Annotated in this window: 21 protein-coding genes; 9 read left to right on the top strand and 12 right to left on the bottom strand. The window is 71.4% G+C overall.

Annotated elements, in window-relative coordinates:
* Nucleotides 1-63: 63 nt before the first annotated feature.
* From CRP49_RS15165 to CRP49_RS15185, 6 genes are all read right to left on the bottom strand, one after another.
* Nucleotides 64-1,269, bottom strand: coding sequence for an NAD(P)/FAD-dependent oxidoreductase (locus tag CRP49_RS15165; protein ID WP_097253837.1), 1,206 nt, complete (start codon nucleotides 1,267-1,269; stop codon nucleotides 64-66).
* 43 nt (nucleotides 1,270-1,312) lie between these two features.
* The gene (locus tag CRP49_RS49105) at nucleotides 1,313-1,429 is read right to left on the bottom strand and encodes a hypothetical protein (RefSeq protein WP_373560349.1); all 117 of its coding nucleotides are present in this window, start codon (nucleotides 1,427-1,429) and stop codon (nucleotides 1,313-1,315) included.
* 11 nt (nucleotides 1,430-1,440) lie between these two features.
* Complete coding sequence (locus CRP49_RS48830) at nucleotides 1,441-1,569, bottom strand: hypothetical protein (protein ID WP_306459740.1); 129 nt, start codon at nucleotides 1,567-1,569, stop codon at nucleotides 1,441-1,443.
* Between the two features lie 105 nt (nucleotides 1,570-1,674).
* Entirely contained in the window at nucleotides 1,675-2,535 is an 861-nt protein-coding gene (locus tag CRP49_RS15175) for a GNAT family N-acetyltransferase (RefSeq protein WP_097253838.1), read from the bottom strand.
* A gap of 68 nt (nucleotides 2,536-2,603) precedes the next feature.
* Nucleotides 2,604-3,206: a class I SAM-dependent methyltransferase gene (locus tag CRP49_RS15180; RefSeq protein WP_373560391.1), complete on the bottom strand. Its 603-nt coding sequence runs from the start codon at nucleotides 3,204-3,206 to the stop codon at nucleotides 2,604-2,606.
* Nucleotides 3,103-3,696 (bottom strand): ABATE domain-containing protein, encoded by a 594-nt coding sequence (locus tag CRP49_RS15185; protein WP_097253839.1) that lies wholly within the window; start codon nucleotides 3,694-3,696, stop codon nucleotides 3,103-3,105. Before CRP49_RS15185 ends, CRP49_RS15180 begins: the two co-directional genes overlap by 104 nt.
* An 86-nt stretch (nucleotides 3,697-3,782) precedes the next feature.
* Here CRP49_RS15185 and CRP49_RS15190 point away from each other — a divergent pair, with 86 nt between their 5' ends.
* The 5 genes from CRP49_RS15190 (at nucleotide 3,783) to CRP49_RS15210 (ending at nucleotide 7,131) form a co-directional block, all read left to right on the top strand.
* Entirely contained in the window at nucleotides 3,783-4,580 is a 798-nt protein-coding gene (locus CRP49_RS15190) for an MBL fold metallo-hydrolase (RefSeq protein ID WP_097253840.1), read from the top strand.
* A 66-nt stretch (nucleotides 4,581-4,646) separates the two neighbouring features.
* Nucleotides 4,647-5,372, top strand: a complete 726-nt coding sequence (locus CRP49_RS15195) for a bifunctional 2-polyprenyl-6-hydroxyphenol methylase/3-demethylubiquinol 3-O-methyltransferase UbiG (protein WP_097253841.1) — start codon at nucleotides 4,647-4,649, stop codon at nucleotides 5,370-5,372.
* A gap of 122 nt (nucleotides 5,373-5,494) precedes the next feature.
* Nucleotides 5,495-5,986: a helix-turn-helix domain-containing protein gene (locus tag CRP49_RS15200; RefSeq protein WP_097253842.1), complete on the top strand. Its 492-nt coding sequence runs from the start codon at nucleotides 5,495-5,497 to the stop codon at nucleotides 5,984-5,986.
* Nucleotides 5,987-6,074: 88 nt separating this feature from the next.
* Nucleotides 6,075-6,671, top strand: coding sequence for a hypothetical protein (locus CRP49_RS15205; RefSeq protein ID WP_097253843.1), 597 nt, complete (start codon nucleotides 6,075-6,077; stop codon nucleotides 6,669-6,671).
* A 112-nt stretch (nucleotides 6,672-6,783) separates the two neighbouring features.
* Complete coding sequence (locus CRP49_RS15210; RefSeq protein ID WP_179851623.1) at nucleotides 6,784-7,131, top strand: DUF2516 family protein; 348 nt, start codon at nucleotides 6,784-6,786, stop codon at nucleotides 7,129-7,131.
* A gap of 32 nt (nucleotides 7,132-7,163) precedes the next feature.
* On the opposite strand, the gene CRP49_RS15215 is transcribed toward CRP49_RS15210, so the two are convergent.
* From CRP49_RS15215 to CRP49_RS15225, 3 genes are all read right to left on the bottom strand, one after another.
* On the bottom strand, nucleotides 7,164-8,462 hold the full coding sequence (locus CRP49_RS15215; RefSeq protein WP_097253844.1) for a PP2C family protein-serine/threonine phosphatase: 1,299 nt from the start codon (nucleotides 8,460-8,462) through the stop codon (nucleotides 7,164-7,166).
* Between the two features lie 375 nt (nucleotides 8,463-8,837).
* Nucleotides 8,838-9,923, bottom strand: coding sequence for a C40 family peptidase (locus CRP49_RS15220; protein ID WP_097253845.1), 1,086 nt, complete (start codon nucleotides 9,921-9,923; stop codon nucleotides 8,838-8,840).
* Nucleotides 9,924-10,144: 221 nt separating this feature from the next.
* Complete coding sequence (locus CRP49_RS15225) at nucleotides 10,145-10,996, bottom strand: class I SAM-dependent methyltransferase (RefSeq protein ID WP_373560350.1); 852 nt, start codon at nucleotides 10,994-10,996, stop codon at nucleotides 10,145-10,147.
* 198 nt (nucleotides 10,997-11,194) lie between these two features.
* On the opposite strand from CRP49_RS15225, the gene mshA reads away from it, so the two are divergent.
* The 3 genes from mshA (at nucleotide 11,195) to CRP49_RS15240 (ending at nucleotide 14,782) form a co-directional block, all read left to right on the top strand.
* Nucleotides 11,195-12,532 carry a D-inositol-3-phosphate glycosyltransferase gene (gene mshA, locus CRP49_RS15230; RefSeq protein WP_097253847.1) on the top strand — a complete coding sequence of 446 codons (1,338 nt, stop codon included), beginning with the start codon at nucleotides 11,195-11,197 and terminating at the stop codon, nucleotides 12,530-12,532.
* A complete protein-coding gene (locus CRP49_RS15235; protein WP_094217065.1) occupies nucleotides 12,525-13,025 on the top strand; it encodes a YbjN domain-containing protein in 501 nt (166 codons plus the stop codon). The genes mshA and CRP49_RS15235 overlap by 8 nt, the downstream gene beginning before the upstream one ends.
* Before the next feature lie 101 nt (nucleotides 13,026-13,126).
* Entirely contained in the window at nucleotides 13,127-14,782 is a 1,656-nt protein-coding gene (locus tag CRP49_RS15240) for a glycosyl hydrolase family 28-related protein (protein ID WP_179851624.1), read from the top strand.
* Here the strand turns inward: CRP49_RS15240 and CRP49_RS15245 are convergent.
* Nucleotides 14,761-15,552, bottom strand: a complete 792-nt coding sequence (locus tag CRP49_RS15245) for an AraC family transcriptional regulator (RefSeq protein WP_097253849.1) — start codon at nucleotides 15,550-15,552, stop codon at nucleotides 14,761-14,763. The genes CRP49_RS15240 and CRP49_RS15245 overlap by 22 nt on opposite strands.
* A 49-nt stretch (nucleotides 15,553-15,601) precedes the next feature.
* Between CRP49_RS15245 and CRP49_RS15250 the strand changes: the two genes are divergently transcribed.
* Nucleotides 15,602-16,063 carry a DUF2000 domain-containing protein gene (locus CRP49_RS15250; protein ID WP_097253850.1) on the top strand — a complete coding sequence of 154 codons (462 nt, stop codon included), beginning with the start codon at nucleotides 15,602-15,604 and terminating at the stop codon, nucleotides 16,061-16,063.
* 41 nt (nucleotides 16,064-16,104) lie between these two features.
* On the opposite strand, the gene CRP49_RS15255 is transcribed toward CRP49_RS15250, so the two are convergent.
* Both CRP49_RS15255 and CRP49_RS15260 read right to left on the bottom strand, forming a co-directional pair.
* Nucleotides 16,105-16,752 (bottom strand): DUF2637 domain-containing protein, encoded by a 648-nt coding sequence (locus CRP49_RS15255; protein ID WP_097253851.1) that lies wholly within the window; start codon nucleotides 16,750-16,752, stop codon nucleotides 16,105-16,107.
* Between the two features lie 419 nt (nucleotides 16,753-17,171).
* A complete protein-coding gene (locus CRP49_RS15260; RefSeq protein WP_097253852.1) occupies nucleotides 17,172-17,645 on the bottom strand; it encodes a carboxymuconolactone decarboxylase family protein in 474 nt (157 codons plus the stop codon).
* Between the last annotated feature and the right edge of the window lie 67 nt (nucleotides 17,646-17,712).

Consider the following 17,712-nt stretch of genomic DNA (forward strand, 5'->3'; position numbering starts at 1 on the left):
CCACGGCAAGATCCTCATCCGCCGACAATCCGTTGCTCAAGGGCCGGCCGCGCATGACAGGCCCTAGGCCGTCCGTTCGGCGACGGCCGGTGCCGCGTCGCGCTTGGCCTCCAGCAGCTGCCGGCGCTTGGCACCTCCTGAGAAGCGGTGAAGGCGGTAGGAACCGGGCTTGCCCGCCTCGTCGGCCAGTTGCTTGACGATGCCCGCGCAGATGAACTCCTTGAGCCTCGCGCCAGGGCGACCGTCGATGTGGAACCCCACCGCGACGTCGTACCTGTGGGCGAACTGGAAGATGCCGGCGCGTCGGCCCAGACTGATGCACTGGCCGGCGAACACCTGGTTCAGGGTCGAGGGCTGCTCACCCGCGATCTTGGCCAACACCGTGTCGGCGGCCCGCGCGCCCAGAGGCATCGCGGCCTGGCAGCTCATCCGCAGCGGCAGGTCCGACGGCGCAGCCGAGTCCCCGGCCGCGACGATGCGCACGTCGTCCACGCTCGTCAGGGTCTCGTCCGTGAGCAGACGGCCCAGGGCGTCGGTGCTCAGCCCGCTGCGCACGGCCAGGTCCGGCACGCCGAATCCGGCGGTCCAGACGGTCACCGCGCTCGGCAGCTCGCGGCCGCCGCTGAGCTGTACGGCATCGCGGGTCACCGCCGTCACCTTCGTGCCGGGGCCGTCGAGCACGGTCACACCGAGCTCGGCCAGCCGGTTCGCGACCGAGCGCCGGCCCCGCGGGTGCAGGTACGGGCCGAGCACCCCGCCGCAGACCAGGGTCACGGTACGGCCCTGCTCCGCCAGCTCGGCGGCGGTCTCGATGCCGCTCGGACCGGCTCCTACGACGGTCACCGCGGCCGCCCCGGGCACGGCGTCGAGGGCCGGCCGCAGCCGCTGCGCCTCCTCCAGGGAGGAGATCGGGTAGGCGAACTCGGCCGCTCCGGGCACGCTCGGATCGGCGCTGCCACTGCCCACGGCGTAGATCAGGTAGTCGTAGCCGACCGTGCCGCCGCCCGCCAACGTCACGCCGCGCTCGACCGCGTCGATCCGTGTCACGGTGTCGACCACCAGCCGTACGCCCCCGGCCAGGACCTTGCTGTAGTCGACGACCGCGTCGTGGGACCCGCCGATCAGCTGGTGCAGGCGGATCCGCTCGACGAAGGACGGGCGCGGGTTGATCAGGGTCACGGTCACGTCGTCGCGCCGGGTCAGGCGGTTGGCCGCCATGACGCCGGAGTATCCGCCGCCGATCACGAGCACATGGGTGTTCTCGGTCATGATCTCTTCCTTCGCTTCGGGGTTCGGTACGCGGAGCCGTCGGTCAGGCGGTGAAGGGCGCGGGGCCGAAGCGACCCCATGCGATGAAGGCCGCGAGCGCGAGATGGACCAGGTTCAACACCACGAACTTGAGACCGTCGTGGCGGATATGGGTGATCATCGCGCCGACCATCAGCAGGACCCAGCAGACGGCGGCCCGCCGGGGGCCGCGGCCAGCTTCTCCAAGGGCATGAACGCCTCACCACCGGCCAGGGCGACGACGGTGAGCAGTCCGGCAGCGATCCACAGCGCGAGGTCCATGAGGTCCTCCTCCTTCGTTTCGGGAGTTCGGCCTCAAGACACCGCGCGGTGGACGGCTGTGACAGGGTGTGAGTCAGATCACTTCACACAGGGAGATGTGTCGGGTCACGAGAAGTCGTACGCAGCCCAGTCGGTGAGCGTGCGATAGCCGAGGCGCTGGTAGAGGGCGTTGCTGGTGGGGTTGGACAGGTCCGCGAACAGGACCACCTCCCGCGCGCCCGCGGCCAGCGCGGCCCGGCTCACCTCCGCCGTCACGGCGGCCGCGTAGCCGCGCCCGCGCAGGTGGGCCGGGGTGTAGACGACATCCACCTGGACCTGGCCGCCGATCAGCGGGTTCATGCCCGCGATGGAGACGGGGGTGCCGTCCGGGGTCTCCCAGAGCGTGTAGCGCTTGTCGGCGTAGCGTGTGCCGGCCCATGAGTCGGCGTCGATGGAGACGGCTTCCCCGACGGCCTTGGCGAACTCGCCGCACCAGAACATGACTTGCTCAAGGTCCTGCTCGCCCAGGACGCGGCCACGGCCTGCCGGGTGCGGCTCCGGTGGGGTGAGCGCGCCGAGGCGGTACAGACGGAGCCGTGTGTCGCGGAGTTTCGGCGTCGCGCCGGTGTGCCGCTGCCAGGCCTCGGCGAAGGCGGTGGCGGTGCCGTGGTCCGCGCTGACGGAGGTAAGGGAGTGCCCGAGGGCGGCCAGGCGGGCGGCGAGGGAGTCGGCCTGCTCGGGCGAGAGCGGAGAGAGGCCCAGAGCGCGGGGCGGGAGGCGGTAGAAGGTGGCCCGGACCTCGCCCGCTCGCTCCAGCACGCCGAAGACGGGGGCTGCGGTGCCGAACGCGTCCGCCCCACGCGTGCGCACTCTCTCGGCCCACGTCAGCTGCATGATGTGCGTGCCGGGCCGCGAGCGCAGGAAGTCCCCGGCTCGGGCGAGAAAGTCGTCGACGTCTTCGGTGAGGTGCCAGTCATCCGGGCGCATGCTTCATGATTCCCCGTGCCGCGGGTGTGCCCCGTGGTTTTCCGCCAGGGCGAGGCGGCAGGGCTTCCTCACGGCTGTCCGGGCTTCTGTGTCAGGAAGGTGGCGATCGTCCTGTTCGCTCCTTCGGCCGGCTCCTGCAACAGGCGTGCGGTGAGGGCGAGTCCGGCCTGGTCCAGCAGCGCGACGATCCGATCCGCCGGGAGCAGGTGGGACTCGAAGGACACCGGATGGCCGCCGGGTGCGAGCGTGCGAGGGAACTCGGCGAACACGCGGGGCAACGACTCCGGCGGTGTGTGGTGGGTGGAGTAGTAGGCCAGGATGCCGCCGAGATGGTTGTCCTGGATCGCCGGCGAGGTCATCGAGCCCACCTCGAAGTGCAGCCCCGGATAGGCCTGTCGGGCCAGCTCGATCATCTTCGGGGACAGATCGACGCCGAACGCGGGCACCCCCAGCTCTGCCAGATGCGCCGTGACCTTGCCGGGCCCGCATCCGAGGTCGGCGACCGGCCCGCGGTCGGCCACCGGGTGCTGACGGCTGTCCGTTCCCGACAGATCCGTGGCCGCAGCGTCATGGGGAGGTGGTGCGGCGGGCGTAGGCGCGGGCGGCGCGGGCGCGGTCGCCGCAACGGGTGGAGCACCAGTGACGGCGGCCGTGGCGGAGCAGGTAGCGATTGCAGGGGGCGGAGCCGCAGGCGGTGAGGCGGTCCGCGTCGGGGCCCGTGAGCAGGTCGGCGGCATCGGCGGCGAGGGTGGCCAGGGCGTGGTCCACGAGCGCGGTGGTGGGGTGGGGCGCGGTGCGGTAGGGGCCGGTCCTGTCGTCCCACTGCAGCAGCGGGGCGGTGGGGACGCGGGTCATCGCGTCGTTGACGGCCCTGACCGCGGCGGGGAGGGCGGGCAGGCCTTCGGCGCGGGAGGCGAACAGCGACCTGATCTGTTCGCGCAGCGAGCGCAGCTGTGTCGCGCACATCTCCCGCATGCCGGCGTCGACCGGGGCGAGCCCGCGTTCCGTCAGCCATTGGTTCGCCTGCGCGGGAGTGCCCAGAAGATCGACTGTGAGTCCGCCGGGCAGCGCCATCGCGCTGTTGGCCAGGGCGAGAGAGAGGTGCTGGTCCTCGCCCTGTGCGGGTGGCGGGCCGGGCTTTTCGGTCACGGGCTCCTTCATGCTCCTCATGGTATGGCTTGCGCGCATCCGTGAGAAGCGGCTACGGTCGCCTCACGGTTCGATGGCATTCATCCGTGAGGTGCTCTGTGTCTTCTCTCCCCGCAACGACCAACCCGTTCCCGGTCCGCGTCTTCGGCGGCCCGACCGCCCTCTTCGAGTACGGCGGCCTGCGCTTCCTGACCGACCCGACCTTCGACGCCCCGGGTGACTACGCCCGTGGCGGCGGCCGGTTCCTGACCAAGACCGCCCCCTCCAGCGGCACCCCCGCCGACCTCGGCCGCATCGACGTGGTCCTGCTCTCGCACGACGAGCACCCCGACAACCTCGACATCTCCGGCCGGGCTCTGCTCGCCGGCGTTCCCCTCACCCTGACCACGCCCGGCGGCGGCGAACGCCTAGGCGAAGCCCTCGGCGAGAAGGTCAAGGGCCTGGCCGACTGGGAGTCCATCGAGCTGAACCGCCCCGACGGCGGCACGATCACCGTGACCGGCGTCCCCGCCGTCCACGGCCCCGGCCCGCGTGCGCAGGTCGAGCCGATCACCGGCCAGGTCGTCGGCTTCGTCCTGACCGGCGAGGGTCTGCCGACCGTCTACGTCAGCGGCGACAACGCCTCCCTCGACGCGGTCAAGGAGATCGCCGAGCGCTTCGCCCCCGTCGACACCGCCCTCCTCTTCGCCGGTGCCCCCCGCTTCCGCGCACTTTTCGACAACCAGCTGATCGTCCTGGACAGCGCCCAGGCCGCCGAGGCCGCCAAGATCCTCGGCGCCCGCCGCGTGGTCCCCGTCCACTACGACAGCTGGGCCCATTTCACCGAAGGCCGCGACGAGTTGGCAGCCGCCTTCACCGCCGCCGGTCTGGCCGACCGCCTGGACTGGGGCCACTGACGGGGACACCGGCACTGCTGGAAATCGAGTAGGCGCTCAAGCCCGGCCACCCCTACGTTCGTCCGCATGGCTGACGAGTGTTTCGGGCATCCACGCCTCGCCGCGATCTACGACCCACTCGACCCCGACCGCGGCGATCTCGACGCGTACGTCCACATGACGGAAGAGTTCGAGGCGCGTCAGGTGCTGGACATCGGCTGCGGGACCGGCGTGTTCGCCCTCCTGTTGGCCGGTCGCGGGATCGAAGTGGTCGGCGTCGATCCCGCCCGGGCGTCCATCGACGTGGCCCGCGGCAAGCCGGGCAGCGAGCGCGTGCGCTGGATCTGCGGCGATGCGACGACACTTCCGCCGCTGCGGGTCGACCTGGCGACCATGACGGCGAACGTCGCCCAGGCCATCGCCGATCCACCGACGTGGCGGAAGACCCTGCGAGGCGCCTACGAGGCACTGCGACCCGGCGGGCATCTGGTGTTCGAGACCAGGGATCCGGCCAGGCGCGCCTGGGAGGAGTGGAACCGTGAGGCCTGGTACCGGGTCACGGAGATCCCGGGCGTCGGCGCCGTCGAGAGCTGGGTCCGGTTGATCGAGGTGAGCGAGCCGCTGGTGACGTTCCGCTGGACCTATGTGTTCGCCGCGGACGGGCAGGTGCTCACATCGGACTCCACCTTGCGTTTCCGCGAGCGGCAGGAGATCGAGACCGAGCTGGCCGAGCAGGGGTATGTGGTGGAGAGCGTCCGCGACGCACCTGACCGGCCGGGCAGGGAGTTCGTCTTCGTCGCGCGGCGGCCGTAGGACGACCTGCGGGAGACCGGACGGGCGCCCTTGCGGCGTCCGGGTGAAGTCCGGGCGTGGCGTGGCGCACTTTTGCAAGCAGGTGCTTGCAATAGTTAGCGCGGGTGGTGCAAGGTGGGGGCATGGCATCGCTCAACGTCGGCAATCTCGGTGAGTACCTGCGCGAGCAGCGGCGCAACGCCCAGCTCTCGCTGCGGCAGCTCGCCGACGCCGCCGGGGTGTCCAATCCGTACCTGAGCCAGATCGAGCGCGGGCTGCGCAAGCCCAGCGCGGAGGTGCTCCAGCAGGTCGCCAAGGCGCTGCGCATCTCCGCCGAGACGCTGTACGTCCGCGCCGGCATCCTCGACGCCGAACGGGATCGGGACGACGTGGAGACCCGCGCCGTCATCCTCGCCGATCCCTCGCTCAACGAGCGGCAGAAGCAGGTGCTGCTCCAGATCTACGAGTCCTTCCGCAAGGAGAACGGATTCGGGGTCGGCGAACCGGCCGAGGACCTCGGTGAGGGGGCCGCGGAGGAACCGCCCGGCGACACCGATGACCCGAGCGACACCGACGTACGCGGCACCCGCACGGCCGGCGGCAGTGATGCCGGTCCGCGGCGGACGGCCGGATAGGCGGGCCCTCGACAAGTCAGCCTCCGGCCGCCGACACCGCGGACCACACCAACCCTCAGCCGAACGCGAATCCGGGAGGACCATCACCATGGCCATCACCGACGACCTGCGCAAGACCCTCAGCGACCCGACCCCGCTCTACTTCGCCGCCGGCACCGCCGACCTCGCCCTCCAGCAGGCCAAGAAGGTGCCCGGTCTGGTCGAGCAGCTGCGCGCCGAGGCGCCGGCCCGGATCGAGGCCGTGCGCAACACCGACCCGAAGGCCGTGCAGGAGAAGGCCGCCGCCCGGGCCAAGGAGGCGCAGACCACCCTGCAGACCAAGGTCAACGAGTTCATCAGCACCCTCGACGTCGACCTGAAGAAGTTCGGCGACAGCGCCCAGGACCTCGCCCTGCGCGGTGTCGGCGTCGCCGCCGAGTACGCCGTCAAGGCCCGCGAGACCTACGAGCGGGTCGCCGAGCACGGCGAGCAGGCCGTGAAGACCTGGCGCGGCGAGGCCGCCGAGGAGATCGAGGAACTGGCCATCACCGTCGAGGGCAGGTCCGAGCCGGCCGAGACCGAGGAGGAGCCGAAGCCGGCCGAGGCCAAGACCGAGCCCGCCGCGGCGAAGAAGCCCGCGGCCAGGAAGACCCCGGCCCCGCGGAAGGCCGCCACCGCGAAGAAGACGACCCCGCCGGCGAAGTGATCCCCACCGACGAGACATGGATGGGCCGGGCACCTTTGGGGTGTCCGGCCCGTTCTATGGGTACGGTGGCGAGGTCGAGGTACGGATCGGGAGACGGCGGGCGGTGGGCGGCATGCTGATGTTGGGCTTCGCGGGGTTCATGGGGATCTTGAAGATCATCCTGATGGCCCTCGCCGCGTTCGGGCTCTTCGACGCCGCGTTCCGGCGCGAGGACGCCTTCCGCGCGGCCGACAAGCAGAACAAGGTCTTCTGGCTGATCATCCTCGGCATCGCGCTCGTGGTCAGCTACCTGTTCTCGATCCTGGGCATCCTGCCGATCGCCGGCCTGGTCGCCAGCATCGTCTACATCGTCGACGTCCGCCCCGCGCTCAAGCGGGTCTCCGGCGGCAACGGCTGGAACCGCCGCCGCGGCGGAAGCAGCAGCGACGGCCCGTACGGCCCGTACAACGGCGGCCGCTGAAGCGCCCCAAAGGTTCGACGGCGGGCTTCCGCTCAGCCGGTGCGATCCAGCAGCACCACGGCCACGTCGTCCGTCAGCTCACCCCCATTGAGGTCCCGCACCTCACTCACCGCGGCCCGCAGCAGCTCCTCGCCCCGCAGACCCTCAGAGAGCTGCCGGCGGACCAGGTCCACCATCCCGTCCTGCCCGAGCCGCTCCCCACCCGTGCCCACCCGGCCCTCGATCAGACCGTCGGTGTAGAGCATCAGGCTCCACTCGGCACCCAGCTCCACCTGCATCCGAGGCCAGCGGGCGCCGGGCAGCAGGCCGAGGGCGGGGCCGTTCTTGTCGTACGGCAGCAGCTTCGCGGTGCGGCCGGGGCGGGCGAGCAGCGGGGCCGGGTGGCCGGCCAGGCACAGGCCCGCCGAGCGGCCGTCCGGGGCGATGTCCACCGTGCACAGCGTCGCGAAGATCTCCTCGTCCGCGCGCTCGTGCTCCAGCACCTGCTGGAGCGTGCCCAGCAGCTCGTCCCCGCACAGTCCGGCCAGCGTCAGCGCCCGCCAGGCGATGCGCAGCTCCACGCCGAGCGCGGCCTCGTCCGGGCCGTGGCCGCAGACGTCGCCGATCATGGCGTGCACGGTGCCGTCGGGGGTGCGGACGGCGTCGTAGAAGTCGCCGCCGAGCAGGGCCCGGGAGCGGCCGGGGCGGTAGCGGGCGGCGAACCGCAGCGAGGAGCCCTCCAGCAGGGGCGTGGGCAGCAGGCCCCGCTCCAGCCGGCGGTTCTCCTGGGCGCGCAGCCGGCCCTCCGCCAGGCGCCGCTCGGCGGTGTCGGAACGCTTCCGCTCCACCGCGTAGCGAATGGCGCGGCTGAGCAGGCGGCCGTCCAGTTCGTCCCGGAACAGGTAGTCCTGGGCGCCGACGCGCACGGCCTCGGCGCCGCGCTCGGCGTCGCCGGAGGCGGTCAGCGCGAGCACGGCGTGCCGGGGCGCCAGCTCCAGCACATGCTTGAGCACGGCCAGCTCGTCGTCGCCCTCGGCGTTGCCGGGCGCGGGGAGCGCGAGGTCCAGCAGGATGCAGTGGACGTCGTCGGTGAGCAGCCGCCCGGCCTCGGTGAGGTTGCGGGCGGTGCGGACGCGGACCGGCTTGCCGGAGGCGTCGAGCAGTTCGGGCACGATCGGCGAGCCTGCCGGATCGTCCTCGATCAGCAGCAGCGTGAGAGTGGCGCCGGTGGCACCGCCGGCCGTGGCGCTGCGGTGAGCCTCTTCCTTGAGGGGGCCGCCATGGGAGACGGCCTGCGCCTGACCACTCTCCACGGCCGGGATCGCTCTCTGCCGCGGTACGGGTACGGGCATTGTCTTGGTTCCTTCCCTCCCCCCGAGGGCAGGCGGGGCGAGGGACCTCGACCCACCGTCGGGTGACCATAGCGGTACTGCCCACCCCGATGGAATGGTGTGAGCCGCGTCGCTCGGGCGCAGTCCTCTGTCATATGCCGCGATCCGTACCGCAGTTGGACAGGACGCCCGGCGGGCGGGGATGACGAAGCTCACGCACCGCCGGGGTTTGGGCGGGGGTTGGGCGTGCGGTGGGTCACACGGGAGGGGTCGCGGAGGCGCGTGGGGGCGGTCACATGACCTGGCTCACCCGTCCGGCCGTACGACGTTCACCCGTGCGGCCGTACAGCGCGCACGCGTCCGGCCGCGACGCTCAAGTGTCCGGCCGTACGACGCTCACGCATCCGGCCGTACGACCCCCAGGATCGGCATCGAACCCGCGCCCGCGACCGTCACCGTGCGTCCGGGGCGCGGGGCGTGGATGATCGCGCCGTCGCCGACGTACATCGCCACATGGCTGGCGTCGTCGAAGTAGATGATGAGGTCGCCGGGGCGCATGTCCTTGATGTCGACGTGCTTGAGCTGCTTCCACTGCTCCTGCGAGGTGCGCGGGATGGGGTGGCCGGCGTTCGCCCAGGCCTGGGAGGTCAGGCCCGAGCAGTCGTAGGACTTGGGGCCCTCGGCGCCCCACACGTACGGCTTGCCCAGCTGGGCGCTGGCGAACTCGACGGCCTTCTTGCCCTGTGCGGAGGCCTTGCCGTTGATCTCGTCGAGGATGCCGGTGTCCAGCCACTTGGTCTGGGCCTGGTAGGCGGCCTGTTGCTCCAGTTCGGCGAGGCGCTCCCGCTCCTTCTTCTCCAGCCGGGACTCGAGCTGTTCCGCCTCGGAGATCTGCTGCTTGATCTTCTTCTTGGCGGCCGCCTTGGCCTTGCGGTTGGCCTCCAGCTTCTGCCACTGGGCGGAGGCGTCGTCGGCGTAGCCCTGCAAGTCCTTCTGGGTGCGGGTCATTTCGGCGATCAGCTTGGTGGTCGCCCGCTGGCCGTTCAGCACCGTGCCGGCCCCGTCGATGAACTGCTGCGGGTCGTCGCTGAGCAGGAACTGGGCGGTGGGCGGCAGTCCGCCGGTGCGGTACTGGGCCCGGGCCGCCGCGCCGGCCTGGTTCTTGAGCCGCTCCAGCTTCTGCTGTCCTTCGACGATCTTCTTCGCCAGCTCGACGATGAGGGCGGACTGTTCCTTCGTCTTCTCCTCGGCCGCGTTGTAGACGTCGGTGGCGACGGCGGCGTCGTGGTAGAGCTTGTCGAGCTTCTCGCGGACCTTCTCAAGGTCCTTGCTGGGCGGGGGAGTCGGGGACGCGCTCGGGGACGCGGTCGGGCTCGGTGTGCGGGAAGGGGCGGCGAACGCCGTGCCGGGCGCCGCCAGCGCGGTCACGGCGCAGACCACCGTCACGGCGGCCGTGAGCAGACCGCGCTTGCCCGTACCCATAGGTCCCCCAAGCTGATTTACCGTCAGTAACTTACGATCGCCTGAGGGATCGTGCCACGGTGACGCGCAAAACGACAGAGGTCACGGGAAGTCGGATTTTCGCCCCCACCCACCCGGCGCGCCCCCCTCCGCCCCTCGCGCACTTCCCCCTGTCCACACGGGATACGACGATCCCCGCGCCGATGTGACGAACGACGCACGGAGATCGTTCCCTGGGGTGCTCAGTACCCCCGCGGCGCCAACGCCCCCCAGGCCACCGTCACTTCCCCCTGGCGCCAGCGCGTCGGCGAGTCCGTTATCGGCCAGTCGGTGCGCAGGTCCCGGACCGTGCGGATCCAGCGCTGGCGGGCGCCGTAGGAGGCGTAGGGGGCGGCGGCCGCCCAGGCGCGGTCGAAGTCGCGGAGGAAGGTGTGGACGGGCTCGCCGGGCACATTGCGGTGGATCAGGGCCTTCGGCAGGCGCTCGGCGAGGTCCGAGGGGTGCTCCAGGGAGCCCAGCCGGGTCGCGAAGGTCACCGTCCGCGGGCCCTCCGGGCCGAGCGCCACCCACACGTGCCGGCGCCCGATCTCGTCGCAGGTCCCCTCGACCAGCAGTCCGCCGCGCGAGCCACCGCCCGCCGGCGCGAGCCGCGCGCACAGCCGCTCCCACACGGCGGCGACCGCGTCCTCGTCGTACTGGCGCAGCACATTGGCGGCCCGGACCAGCGCCGGGCGCCCGGCGACCGGGATCTCGAAGCCCCCGTGCCGGAAGGTCAGCCCTTCACGCTCGTACGGCCTCGCCGCCGCGACCCGGGCCGGCTCGATCTCGACGCCGATCACGCGCGCGCGGGGCGCGGCGGCCCGCAGCCGGCCGAGCAGCTCGACGGCGGTCCAGGGCGCCGCCCCGTACCCGAGGTCGACCGCCACCGGATCCCCGGCACGCCGCAGCTCGGCGCCGTGCGTGGCCGCGATCCAGCGGTCCATGCGCCGCAGCCGGTTGGGGTTGGTCGTCCCGCGCGTCACCGTTCCTACGATGGGGGTCCCCCCGGTCGAGCGAAGCCGAGAGTGGGGGAGGGTCGTCGCGCGGGCTGTCATACCTACGAGGGTAGGCGGCCTCTGGGGGCCAGGTGCCGCCGCCAGTAGCGGTACCTGTCGAACGGTTGAGCGGATCATGGTAATGATTAGGCAAAGCCTGCCGCAAGGGAATTCGAGCCGCCCCCGCCGCTGTTGCACCACCTTGGAGGGCGAGGTCGGTCCTCCGGCAGGCATGCCCGCAGCAAGGAGGAACGCCACGTGAGCCAGTACGTCAGCAGGCTCGGGCGTCGCTCCCCGGCGGCCCCCTCGCGGCTCAGGCTCCACCGCAGGCCCCGCCGCGTCGCCATGCTCTCCGTGCACACCTCACCGCTCCACCAGCCCGGCACCGGCGACGCCGGCGGCATGAACGTCTACATCGTGGAGCTGGCCCAGCGCCTGGCCGCCATCGGCATCGAGGTGGAGATCTTCACCCGGGCCACGGCCGGCGGCCTCGCCCCCACGGTCCAGCTCGCGCCTGGCGTCCTCGTCCGGCACGTGGACGCCGGCCCCTACGAGGGCCTGGCCAAGGAGGACCTGCCCGCCCAGCTGTGCGCCTTCACGCACGGCGTGATGCAGGCCTGGGCCGGCCACCGCCCCGGCTACTACGACCTCGTCCACTCCCACTACTGGCTCTCCGGCCACGTCGGCTGGCTCGCCGCCCAGCGCTGGGGCGTCCCCCTGGTGCACGCCATGCACACCATGGCCAAGGTCAAGAACGCCAACCTGGCCGACGGCGACACCCCCGAGCCCGCCGCCCGGGTCATCGGCGAGACCCAGATCGTCGCCGCCGCCGACCGCCTCATCGCCAACACCGCCGAGGAGGCCGACGAGCTGGTGCGGCACTATGCCGCCGACCCGGCCAAGGTCGCCGTCGTGCACCCCGGGGTGAACCTCGACCGCTTCCGCCCCGCCGACGGCCGGGCCGCCGCCCGCGCCCGCCTCGGCCTGCCCCAGGACGCGCTGATCCCGCTCTTCGCGGGCCGCATACAGCCCCTGAAGGCTCCCGACGTGCTGCTCCGGGCGGTCGCCGTCCTGCTGGAGGAGCGCCCCGAGCTGCGCTCGCGGCTCGTCGTACCCGTCGTCGGCGGCCCCAGCGGCAGTGGTCTGGCCAAGCCCGAGGGCCTGCAGAAGCTCGCCGCCCGGCTCGGCATCGCCGACGTCGTACGGTTCCGGCCGCCGGTCGGCCAGGAGCAGCTGGCGGACTGGTTCCGGGCCGCCTCCGTCCTCGTCATGCCGTCCTACAGCGAGTCCTTCGGCCTGGTCGCCATAGAGGCGCAGGCGACCGGCACCCCGGTGCTCGCGGCCGCGGTCGGCGGCCTCCCGGTGGCCGTGCGCGACGGCGCCACCGGCTTCCTGGTCAAGGGCCACCATCCGGCCGAGTACGCGCGCGTGCTGCGCCGTTTCGCCGACGAGCCGTCCCTTGCGGACAGCATGGGCGCGGCCGCCGCCCGGCATGCGCGGTCCTTCGGCTGGGACACCGCGGCGGCCGCCACCGCCGACGTGTACATGGCCGCGACCCAGGCCCACCGCCGTCGCGTACGCTCCCAGCATGGGTGATGTGGACAAGGCGGCGCAGGTCATCGAGGGGGTCCTGAAGGACGCCGAACTGGAGTGGGAGAGCCCGGAGCCCGGCACCTACGTCGTCAAGCTCCCCGGCACCCGCAAGCTCTCCACCACGGTCTCCCTGCGGGTGGGCCGCCACACCCTCTCCCTCAACGCCTTCGTCGTCCGCCACCCCGACGAGAACGAGGCGGGCGTCCACCGCTGGCTGCTGGAGCGCAACCTCAAGCTGTACGGCGTGAGTTACGCCGTCGACCGGCTCGGCGACGTCTACGTCACCGCCCGCCTGCCCCTGACCGCCGTCACCGCCGAGGAGATCGACCGCCTCCTCGGCCAGGTCCTGGAGGCGGCGGACGGGGCCTTCAACACCCTGCTGGAGCTGGGCTTCGCCTCCGCGATCCGCCGGGAGTACGCGTGGCGGGTGTCCCGCGGTGAGTCGACGCGGAACCTGGACGCGTTCAAGCATCTGATCGAGCGCCCGACCGACTGACTGTCGGACCCCTTCCCTTCACGGCGGGGGCAGTGGCATGCTCACCGCCGACGCATTCCTGAACATCGTTCATATCCATGAATATGGAAGGGCGGGCGGACATGAGCAACGGCCACCTCGGCAGACGGACACTCCTCACCGGCGCCACCGCCGTGGCCCTGGGCGCGGCAACCGGCACGGCGATTGCGGCACCGACGGAAGTCCCCTCCCTCTGGCGGGAGTTCACCCGCACCCCGTTCACCCACCCGCAGATCCCGTACGTCGGCCGGGCGGGCCACCGCGCCGGATCGCGCCGCTTCCCCCGCCCCCGCACCCTCGCCGACGTCACCGACTACGGCGCCGTACCCGACGGCACCACGGACTGCGCCCCCGCGATCAACCGTGCCCTCGCCGCAGCCGGAAGGGCCGGCGGGGGCACGGTCACCATCCCGCCCGGCACCTTCCGCATCGACGACCTGATCCGCATAGCCGACCCGAACGTGGTCCTGCGCGGCGCCGGCAGCGGCCGTACGACCCTGTACGCCACGAAGAACCTCACCGAACTGATCGGCGTCTACGGCTCCCGCTACGGCGGCGACAAGTCGTCCTGGTCCTGGGCGGGAGGCCTCATCTGGCTGGCACCGAGGGCCCGTTGGGACTCCTTGGTGGCGGCGATCAGGTCGAAGGCCTGGCCCTTCGAGGGCTGGACCGGCAACAGGCGCGACGAGTGGACGACCCTCACGACCATCGAGCCGGCCCGCCAGGGCTCATGGACGGTGACCGTGACCGACGCGGACCACCTGGCGCCGGGGCAGCTGGTCCTCCTGCGCCTGGCCGACGACCCGGCCCACACCCTCCTGCAGCACATGGCGGGCGGCGGCCCGGGCCCCGCCGCCTACTCCTGGGCCGACAAGACCAAGCTGACCTCCTACGTCCCCTACGAATGGCCCGTCCGCATCACCCGCGTCCACGGCCGCCGCATCACCCTCGAACGCCCGCTCCCACTCGACCTGCGCCCGGAGTGGGACCCCCGACTGACCACGCACGTCCAGGAGTTGACGGGCTCGGGCGTCGCGGGCCTGACCCTGGAGGCGGTGGAGACCCCGCAGTCCCCGCACCTCCTCGACAAGGGCTACAACGGGGTCGTCCTCCAGTGCGCCTACGACTGCTTCGTGGACGACGTCACGGTCCGGCACGTGGACAACGGCTTCGGCCTGGTCGCGGCCTCGGCCTGCACCCTGCGCCGTACCCGGGTCGCGGGCCGCGGCTCCCACCACCCGTACTTCTGCCGCGAGGGCTCCCACGACAACCTGATCGAGGACTTCACGATCGAACAGCGGACCGTGCCCGCGCCCGCCGGCACCCAGCTCCACGGCATCAACGTCGAGGGCCTGTCCTCCCACAACGTCTGGTCGCGCGGCGCGATGGAGATGGGCACCTTCGACTCGCACCGCGGTCTGCCCTTCGCCGACGTGCGCACCGACATCACGGTGAACAACGACGGCCGCCACGGCGGGGACGCCAGCGCCGGCCCGCTCTTCGGCGCCCGCTTCACGCACTGGAACATCCGGGTCACCAACGGCCGCGCGGGCCTGATGAAGATCGACGGCCTGGCGCCTTACTCCGCGACGGTGGGCCTCAACGAGGTGCGGGAGTTCGACCAGACCGACGTCCCCGACTTCACCGGCGACCTGCACTCCCGCCTGGAGCTGTACGGCACCACGGACGCGGTGCGCCCGCGCAACCTGTACGACGCTCAGCGCGAACTGAGCCGGTAGCGCCCCGGGGTGACCCCCACCAACTTCTTGAAGTGCCGCGTGAGATGGGCCTGATCACAGAACCCGGTCGCCACCGCCACCTCACCCGGGGCCAGCCCGTCCAGCAGCAGCCGGCGGGCGCGGCCCACGCGGCGGGACATCAGGTACTGGTGCGGGGGGATGCCGTAAGCGGTGCTGAACGCCCGTACGAGGTGGGCGGGGTGGGCGTGCAGGAGCCGGGCGGCGTCGGCGAGCACCAGCCCCTCGGTGACGTGCCCGTCGAGGAGTTCGCGCAGCGAGCGGGCGAGGGCCGGATCGGGCCGCTGCCGGGTGGCCCGGCGTCGCAGATGCTCCCGCAGCCGCTCCCCGACAAGGGCCAGCCTGCTCTCCGCCTCCAACTCGTCCCCGGGCCGCCCGAGCGCGCCGTGCACCTGCCCGACCCGATGCCGCAGCACGGGATCCCTGAGGTCGGGCCCGTCGACGGCCGGCCCGATCAGCTCGTCCCCGAGAAGGCTGCTGTCGAGGTAGAGCACCCGCTTCCGGAAGCCGTGCGGGGTGGCCGGGGAGCCGTTGTGCGGAACATGCGGCGGCAGCAGCGAGACGGTGTCGTGCGGAGTGCCGTGTTCATGCCGGTCGAGGTCGTACCGTACGGCTCCGTCGTCGACGATCAGCAGCGTCCAGGCGTCGTGGACGTGCATCGGGTAGGCGTACTCGGTGAAGTGGGCGTGGAAGACCTCGGTGACGCCCGGGACACGAGGGCGCCACGCGGTGACTTCCTGCCGGGCGGCCATGCAAAAAACGTACAAGACGGGGCCATGGACCGATCGGCAGTCTCACTCCATGAGCACTGAACCGATCCTCCCCCACTCTCGACTTCGCTCGAGCGGGGGGACCCCCATCGACACCAAGATCGCCGTACTGCTCCGCGAGGACCTGGAGCCCTGGCAGCGCCTGAACGTCACCGCGTTCCTGGTCAGCGGCCTGGGCAGCCAGGTCCCCGAGGTGATCGGGGACCCGTACGAGGACGCGGACGGCGTGTCGTACCTGCCGATGTTCCGCCAGCCGGTGCTGGTCTTCGAGGGCGGCAAGGAGACCCTGAAGGCGGCGCACGCCCGGGCCCTCTCGCGGGCCCTGCCCCGCGCGGTGTTCACGGCCGACCTCTTCACGACGGGCAACGACCGCGACAACCGCGCCGCGGTACGGGCCGTACCGACCGCGGAGCTGGACCTGGTGGGCCTTGCGGTGTACGGCCCGCGGAACGGGGTCGACAAGCTGCTGAAGGGGGCGCGGATGCATCCGTGAGGCCGATGGCCGCGCACCCCTTCACGGCTCGGATGCCGCCTTCACGGCTTGGCCGCCGGCCGATCGGCGTGTGTGGCGTGCCGGGGCCGGCTCCTGGACGAGATCTGGCCGACCAGTTCCCAGAAGCACACCAGAGCGGTGACCGGCGGAATTCCGAAAATCACTAATGAGAGCAGCGCGTGTGACGAGTGGCTGACACACAGCGCCACGGCCATCGCGGAGGCGGCCACCACGACGCACCAGGACCGCCGCGCACTCCGCCGTTGAGCGGTGGCCCGCAGAACCGAGAGAGCGGCCACGAACCACGGCCCGTACACCGTCAGCGGCCAGCATTGCGCCAGTCTCCCGGGCAGCACCGACGCGGCGATCCCGCGCAGCTGGCCGTAGGAATAGCAGACGGACCAGCCCAGCATGCACACCGCGCACAGCGAGACCGTGGCGATCAGCAACGAGATGTGCGTGACGCGCCGACCGCCGTCGAGGAAATGCGATTCCTGACGGATCCGGCGACGGCTGCTCCGGCGGGGGGCCGGGATGTTCAGCGGCGTGGGAGCGGGGGGCGCGCCGGCCGTCGTGGACAGCATCTGGGCCAGCTCCTCGACCGGATCCCAGTCGTTCGGTGCGATGTCCGGCTCCGGGACGGCCCAGGCGTGGTCGTAGAGACCGGCTTCGTCGTGAATCCTGTCCATCGATAGACCTCCGCACCCCGCCTCAGGACGCTCCGCACAGATCCGCCATCGCCCGCCTATATTCTTTTTCCATTCTGTTGATATTCTTCAGGAAATCATCGAGCAGCTCCGAGCACGACTTGGGACCCACATCGCCGTCCCAGCGAAGAGTGGTCGTCTGATGATCTTCCCTTGCGCACCAGTGGAATCGCGTCACGGTCACCTAACGACGGTCACCGGAGGCGGGGTTGTGAGGCGTTCGGGGGATACGGGTCGCTCGAAAGGGGAATTTTTGAGCGCCTGCCAAGATATGCTTGAAGGAATTCCGAATACCCAGGCAATTACATTCCGCGAATACTGGAATTAGATGCTCACGTCCGCGCCCCCTCCCGCAGAGCTGCCGGAGGGGGCGCGTGTGCATGCGTCGATGCGCTGGTCGCTCAGCCGAACATGCCGGGCTCGTAGTCGCCGGCGGGCTGCTGGACGACGACGTTGAGGCGGTTGTAGGCGTTGATCAGGGCGATCAGGGACACCAGGGCGGCGAGCTGGTCCTCGTCGTAGTGCTTGGCGGCGTCGGCCCAGGCCTCGTCGCTGACGCCACCGGCCGCGTCGGCGATCCGGGTGCCCTGCTCGGTCAGCTCAAGGGCGGCCCGCTCGGCGTCGGTGAACACCTTGGCCTCCCTCCAGGCCGCGACCAGGTGGAGGCGCTGGGCGGTCTCGCCGGCGTGGGCGGCGTCCTTGGTGTGCATGTCGGTGCAGAAGCCGCAGCCGTTGATCTGGCTGGCGCGGATCTTTACCAGCTCCTGGGTCGCGGCCGGCAGGGTCGAGTCCGAGACCGCCTTGCCCGCGGAGTTGATGTACCGCATGAACTTGCCGGCGACCGGGTTGGCGAAGAGGTTCAGGCGAGCTTCCATCGTGGGCTCCTGTGTGGTTGCTGTTGGCTACACCTCCTTGACGGAGCGACTCGGCAAGACGTGACAG

Source organism: Streptomyces sp. Ag109_G2-15, assembly GCF_900215565.1.
Taxonomy (GTDB): Bacteria; Actinomycetota; Actinomycetes; order Streptomycetales; family Streptomycetaceae; genus Streptomyces; species Streptomyces diastatochromogenes.

Excerpts from the sequence above, each read along its gene's own strand:
- CRP49_RS15165 (WP_097253837.1), bottom strand. The coding sequence starts at position 1,269 with ATGACCGAGAACACCCATGTGCTCGTGATCGGCGGCGGATACTCCGGC.
- CRP49_RS49105 (WP_373560349.1), bottom strand. The coding sequence starts at position 1,429 with ATGATCACCCATATCCGCCACGACGGTCTCAAGTTCGTGGTGTTGAAC.
- CRP49_RS48830 (WP_306459740.1), bottom strand. The coding sequence starts at position 1,569 with ATGGACCTCGCGCTGTGGATCGCTGCCGGACTGCTCACCGTCGTCGCC.
- CRP49_RS15175 (WP_097253838.1), bottom strand. The coding sequence starts at position 2,535 with ATGCGCCCGGATGACTGGCACCTCACCGAAGACGTCGACGACTTTCTC.
- CRP49_RS15185 (WP_097253839.1), bottom strand. The coding sequence starts at position 3,696 with ATGAAGGAGCCCGTGACCGAAAAGCCCGGCCCGCCACCCGCACAGGGC.
- CRP49_RS15195 (WP_097253841.1), top strand. The coding sequence starts at position 4,647 with ATGGCTGACGAGTGTTTCGGGCATCCACGCCTCGCCGCGATCTACGAC.
- CRP49_RS15200 (WP_097253842.1), top strand. The coding sequence starts at position 5,495 with ATGGCATCGCTCAACGTCGGCAATCTCGGTGAGTACCTGCGCGAGCAG.
- CRP49_RS15205 (WP_097253843.1), top strand. The coding sequence starts at position 6,075 with ATGGCCATCACCGACGACCTGCGCAAGACCCTCAGCGACCCGACCCCG.
- CRP49_RS15210 (WP_179851623.1), top strand. The coding sequence starts at position 6,784 with ATGCTGATGTTGGGCTTCGCGGGGTTCATGGGGATCTTGAAGATCATC.
- CRP49_RS15215 (WP_097253844.1), bottom strand. The coding sequence starts at position 8,462 with ATGCCCGTACCCGTACCGCGGCAGAGAGCGATCCCGGCCGTGGAGAGT.
- CRP49_RS15220 (WP_097253845.1), bottom strand. The coding sequence starts at position 9,923 with ATGGGTACGGGCAAGCGCGGTCTGCTCACGGCCGCCGTGACGGTGGTC.
- CRP49_RS15225 (WP_373560350.1), bottom strand. The coding sequence starts at position 10,996 with ATGACAGCCCGCGCGACGACCCTCCCCCACTCTCGGCTTCGCTCGACC.
- CRP49_RS15235 (WP_094217065.1), top strand. The coding sequence starts at position 12,525 with ATGGGTGATGTGGACAAGGCGGCGCAGGTCATCGAGGGGGTCCTGAAG.
- CRP49_RS15240 (WP_179851624.1), top strand. The coding sequence starts at position 13,127 with ATGAGCAACGGCCACCTCGGCAGACGGACACTCCTCACCGGCGCCACC.
- CRP49_RS15245 (WP_097253849.1), bottom strand. The coding sequence starts at position 15,552 with ATGGCCGCCCGGCAGGAAGTCACCGCGTGGCGCCCTCGTGTCCCGGGC.
- CRP49_RS15250 (WP_097253850.1), top strand. The coding sequence starts at position 15,602 with ATGAGCACTGAACCGATCCTCCCCCACTCTCGACTTCGCTCGAGCGGG.
- CRP49_RS15255 (WP_097253851.1), bottom strand. The coding sequence starts at position 16,752 with ATGGACAGGATTCACGACGAAGCCGGTCTCTACGACCACGCCTGGGCC.
- CRP49_RS15260 (WP_097253852.1), bottom strand. The coding sequence starts at position 17,645 with ATGGAAGCTCGCCTGAACCTCTTCGCCAACCCGGTCGCCGGCAAGTTC.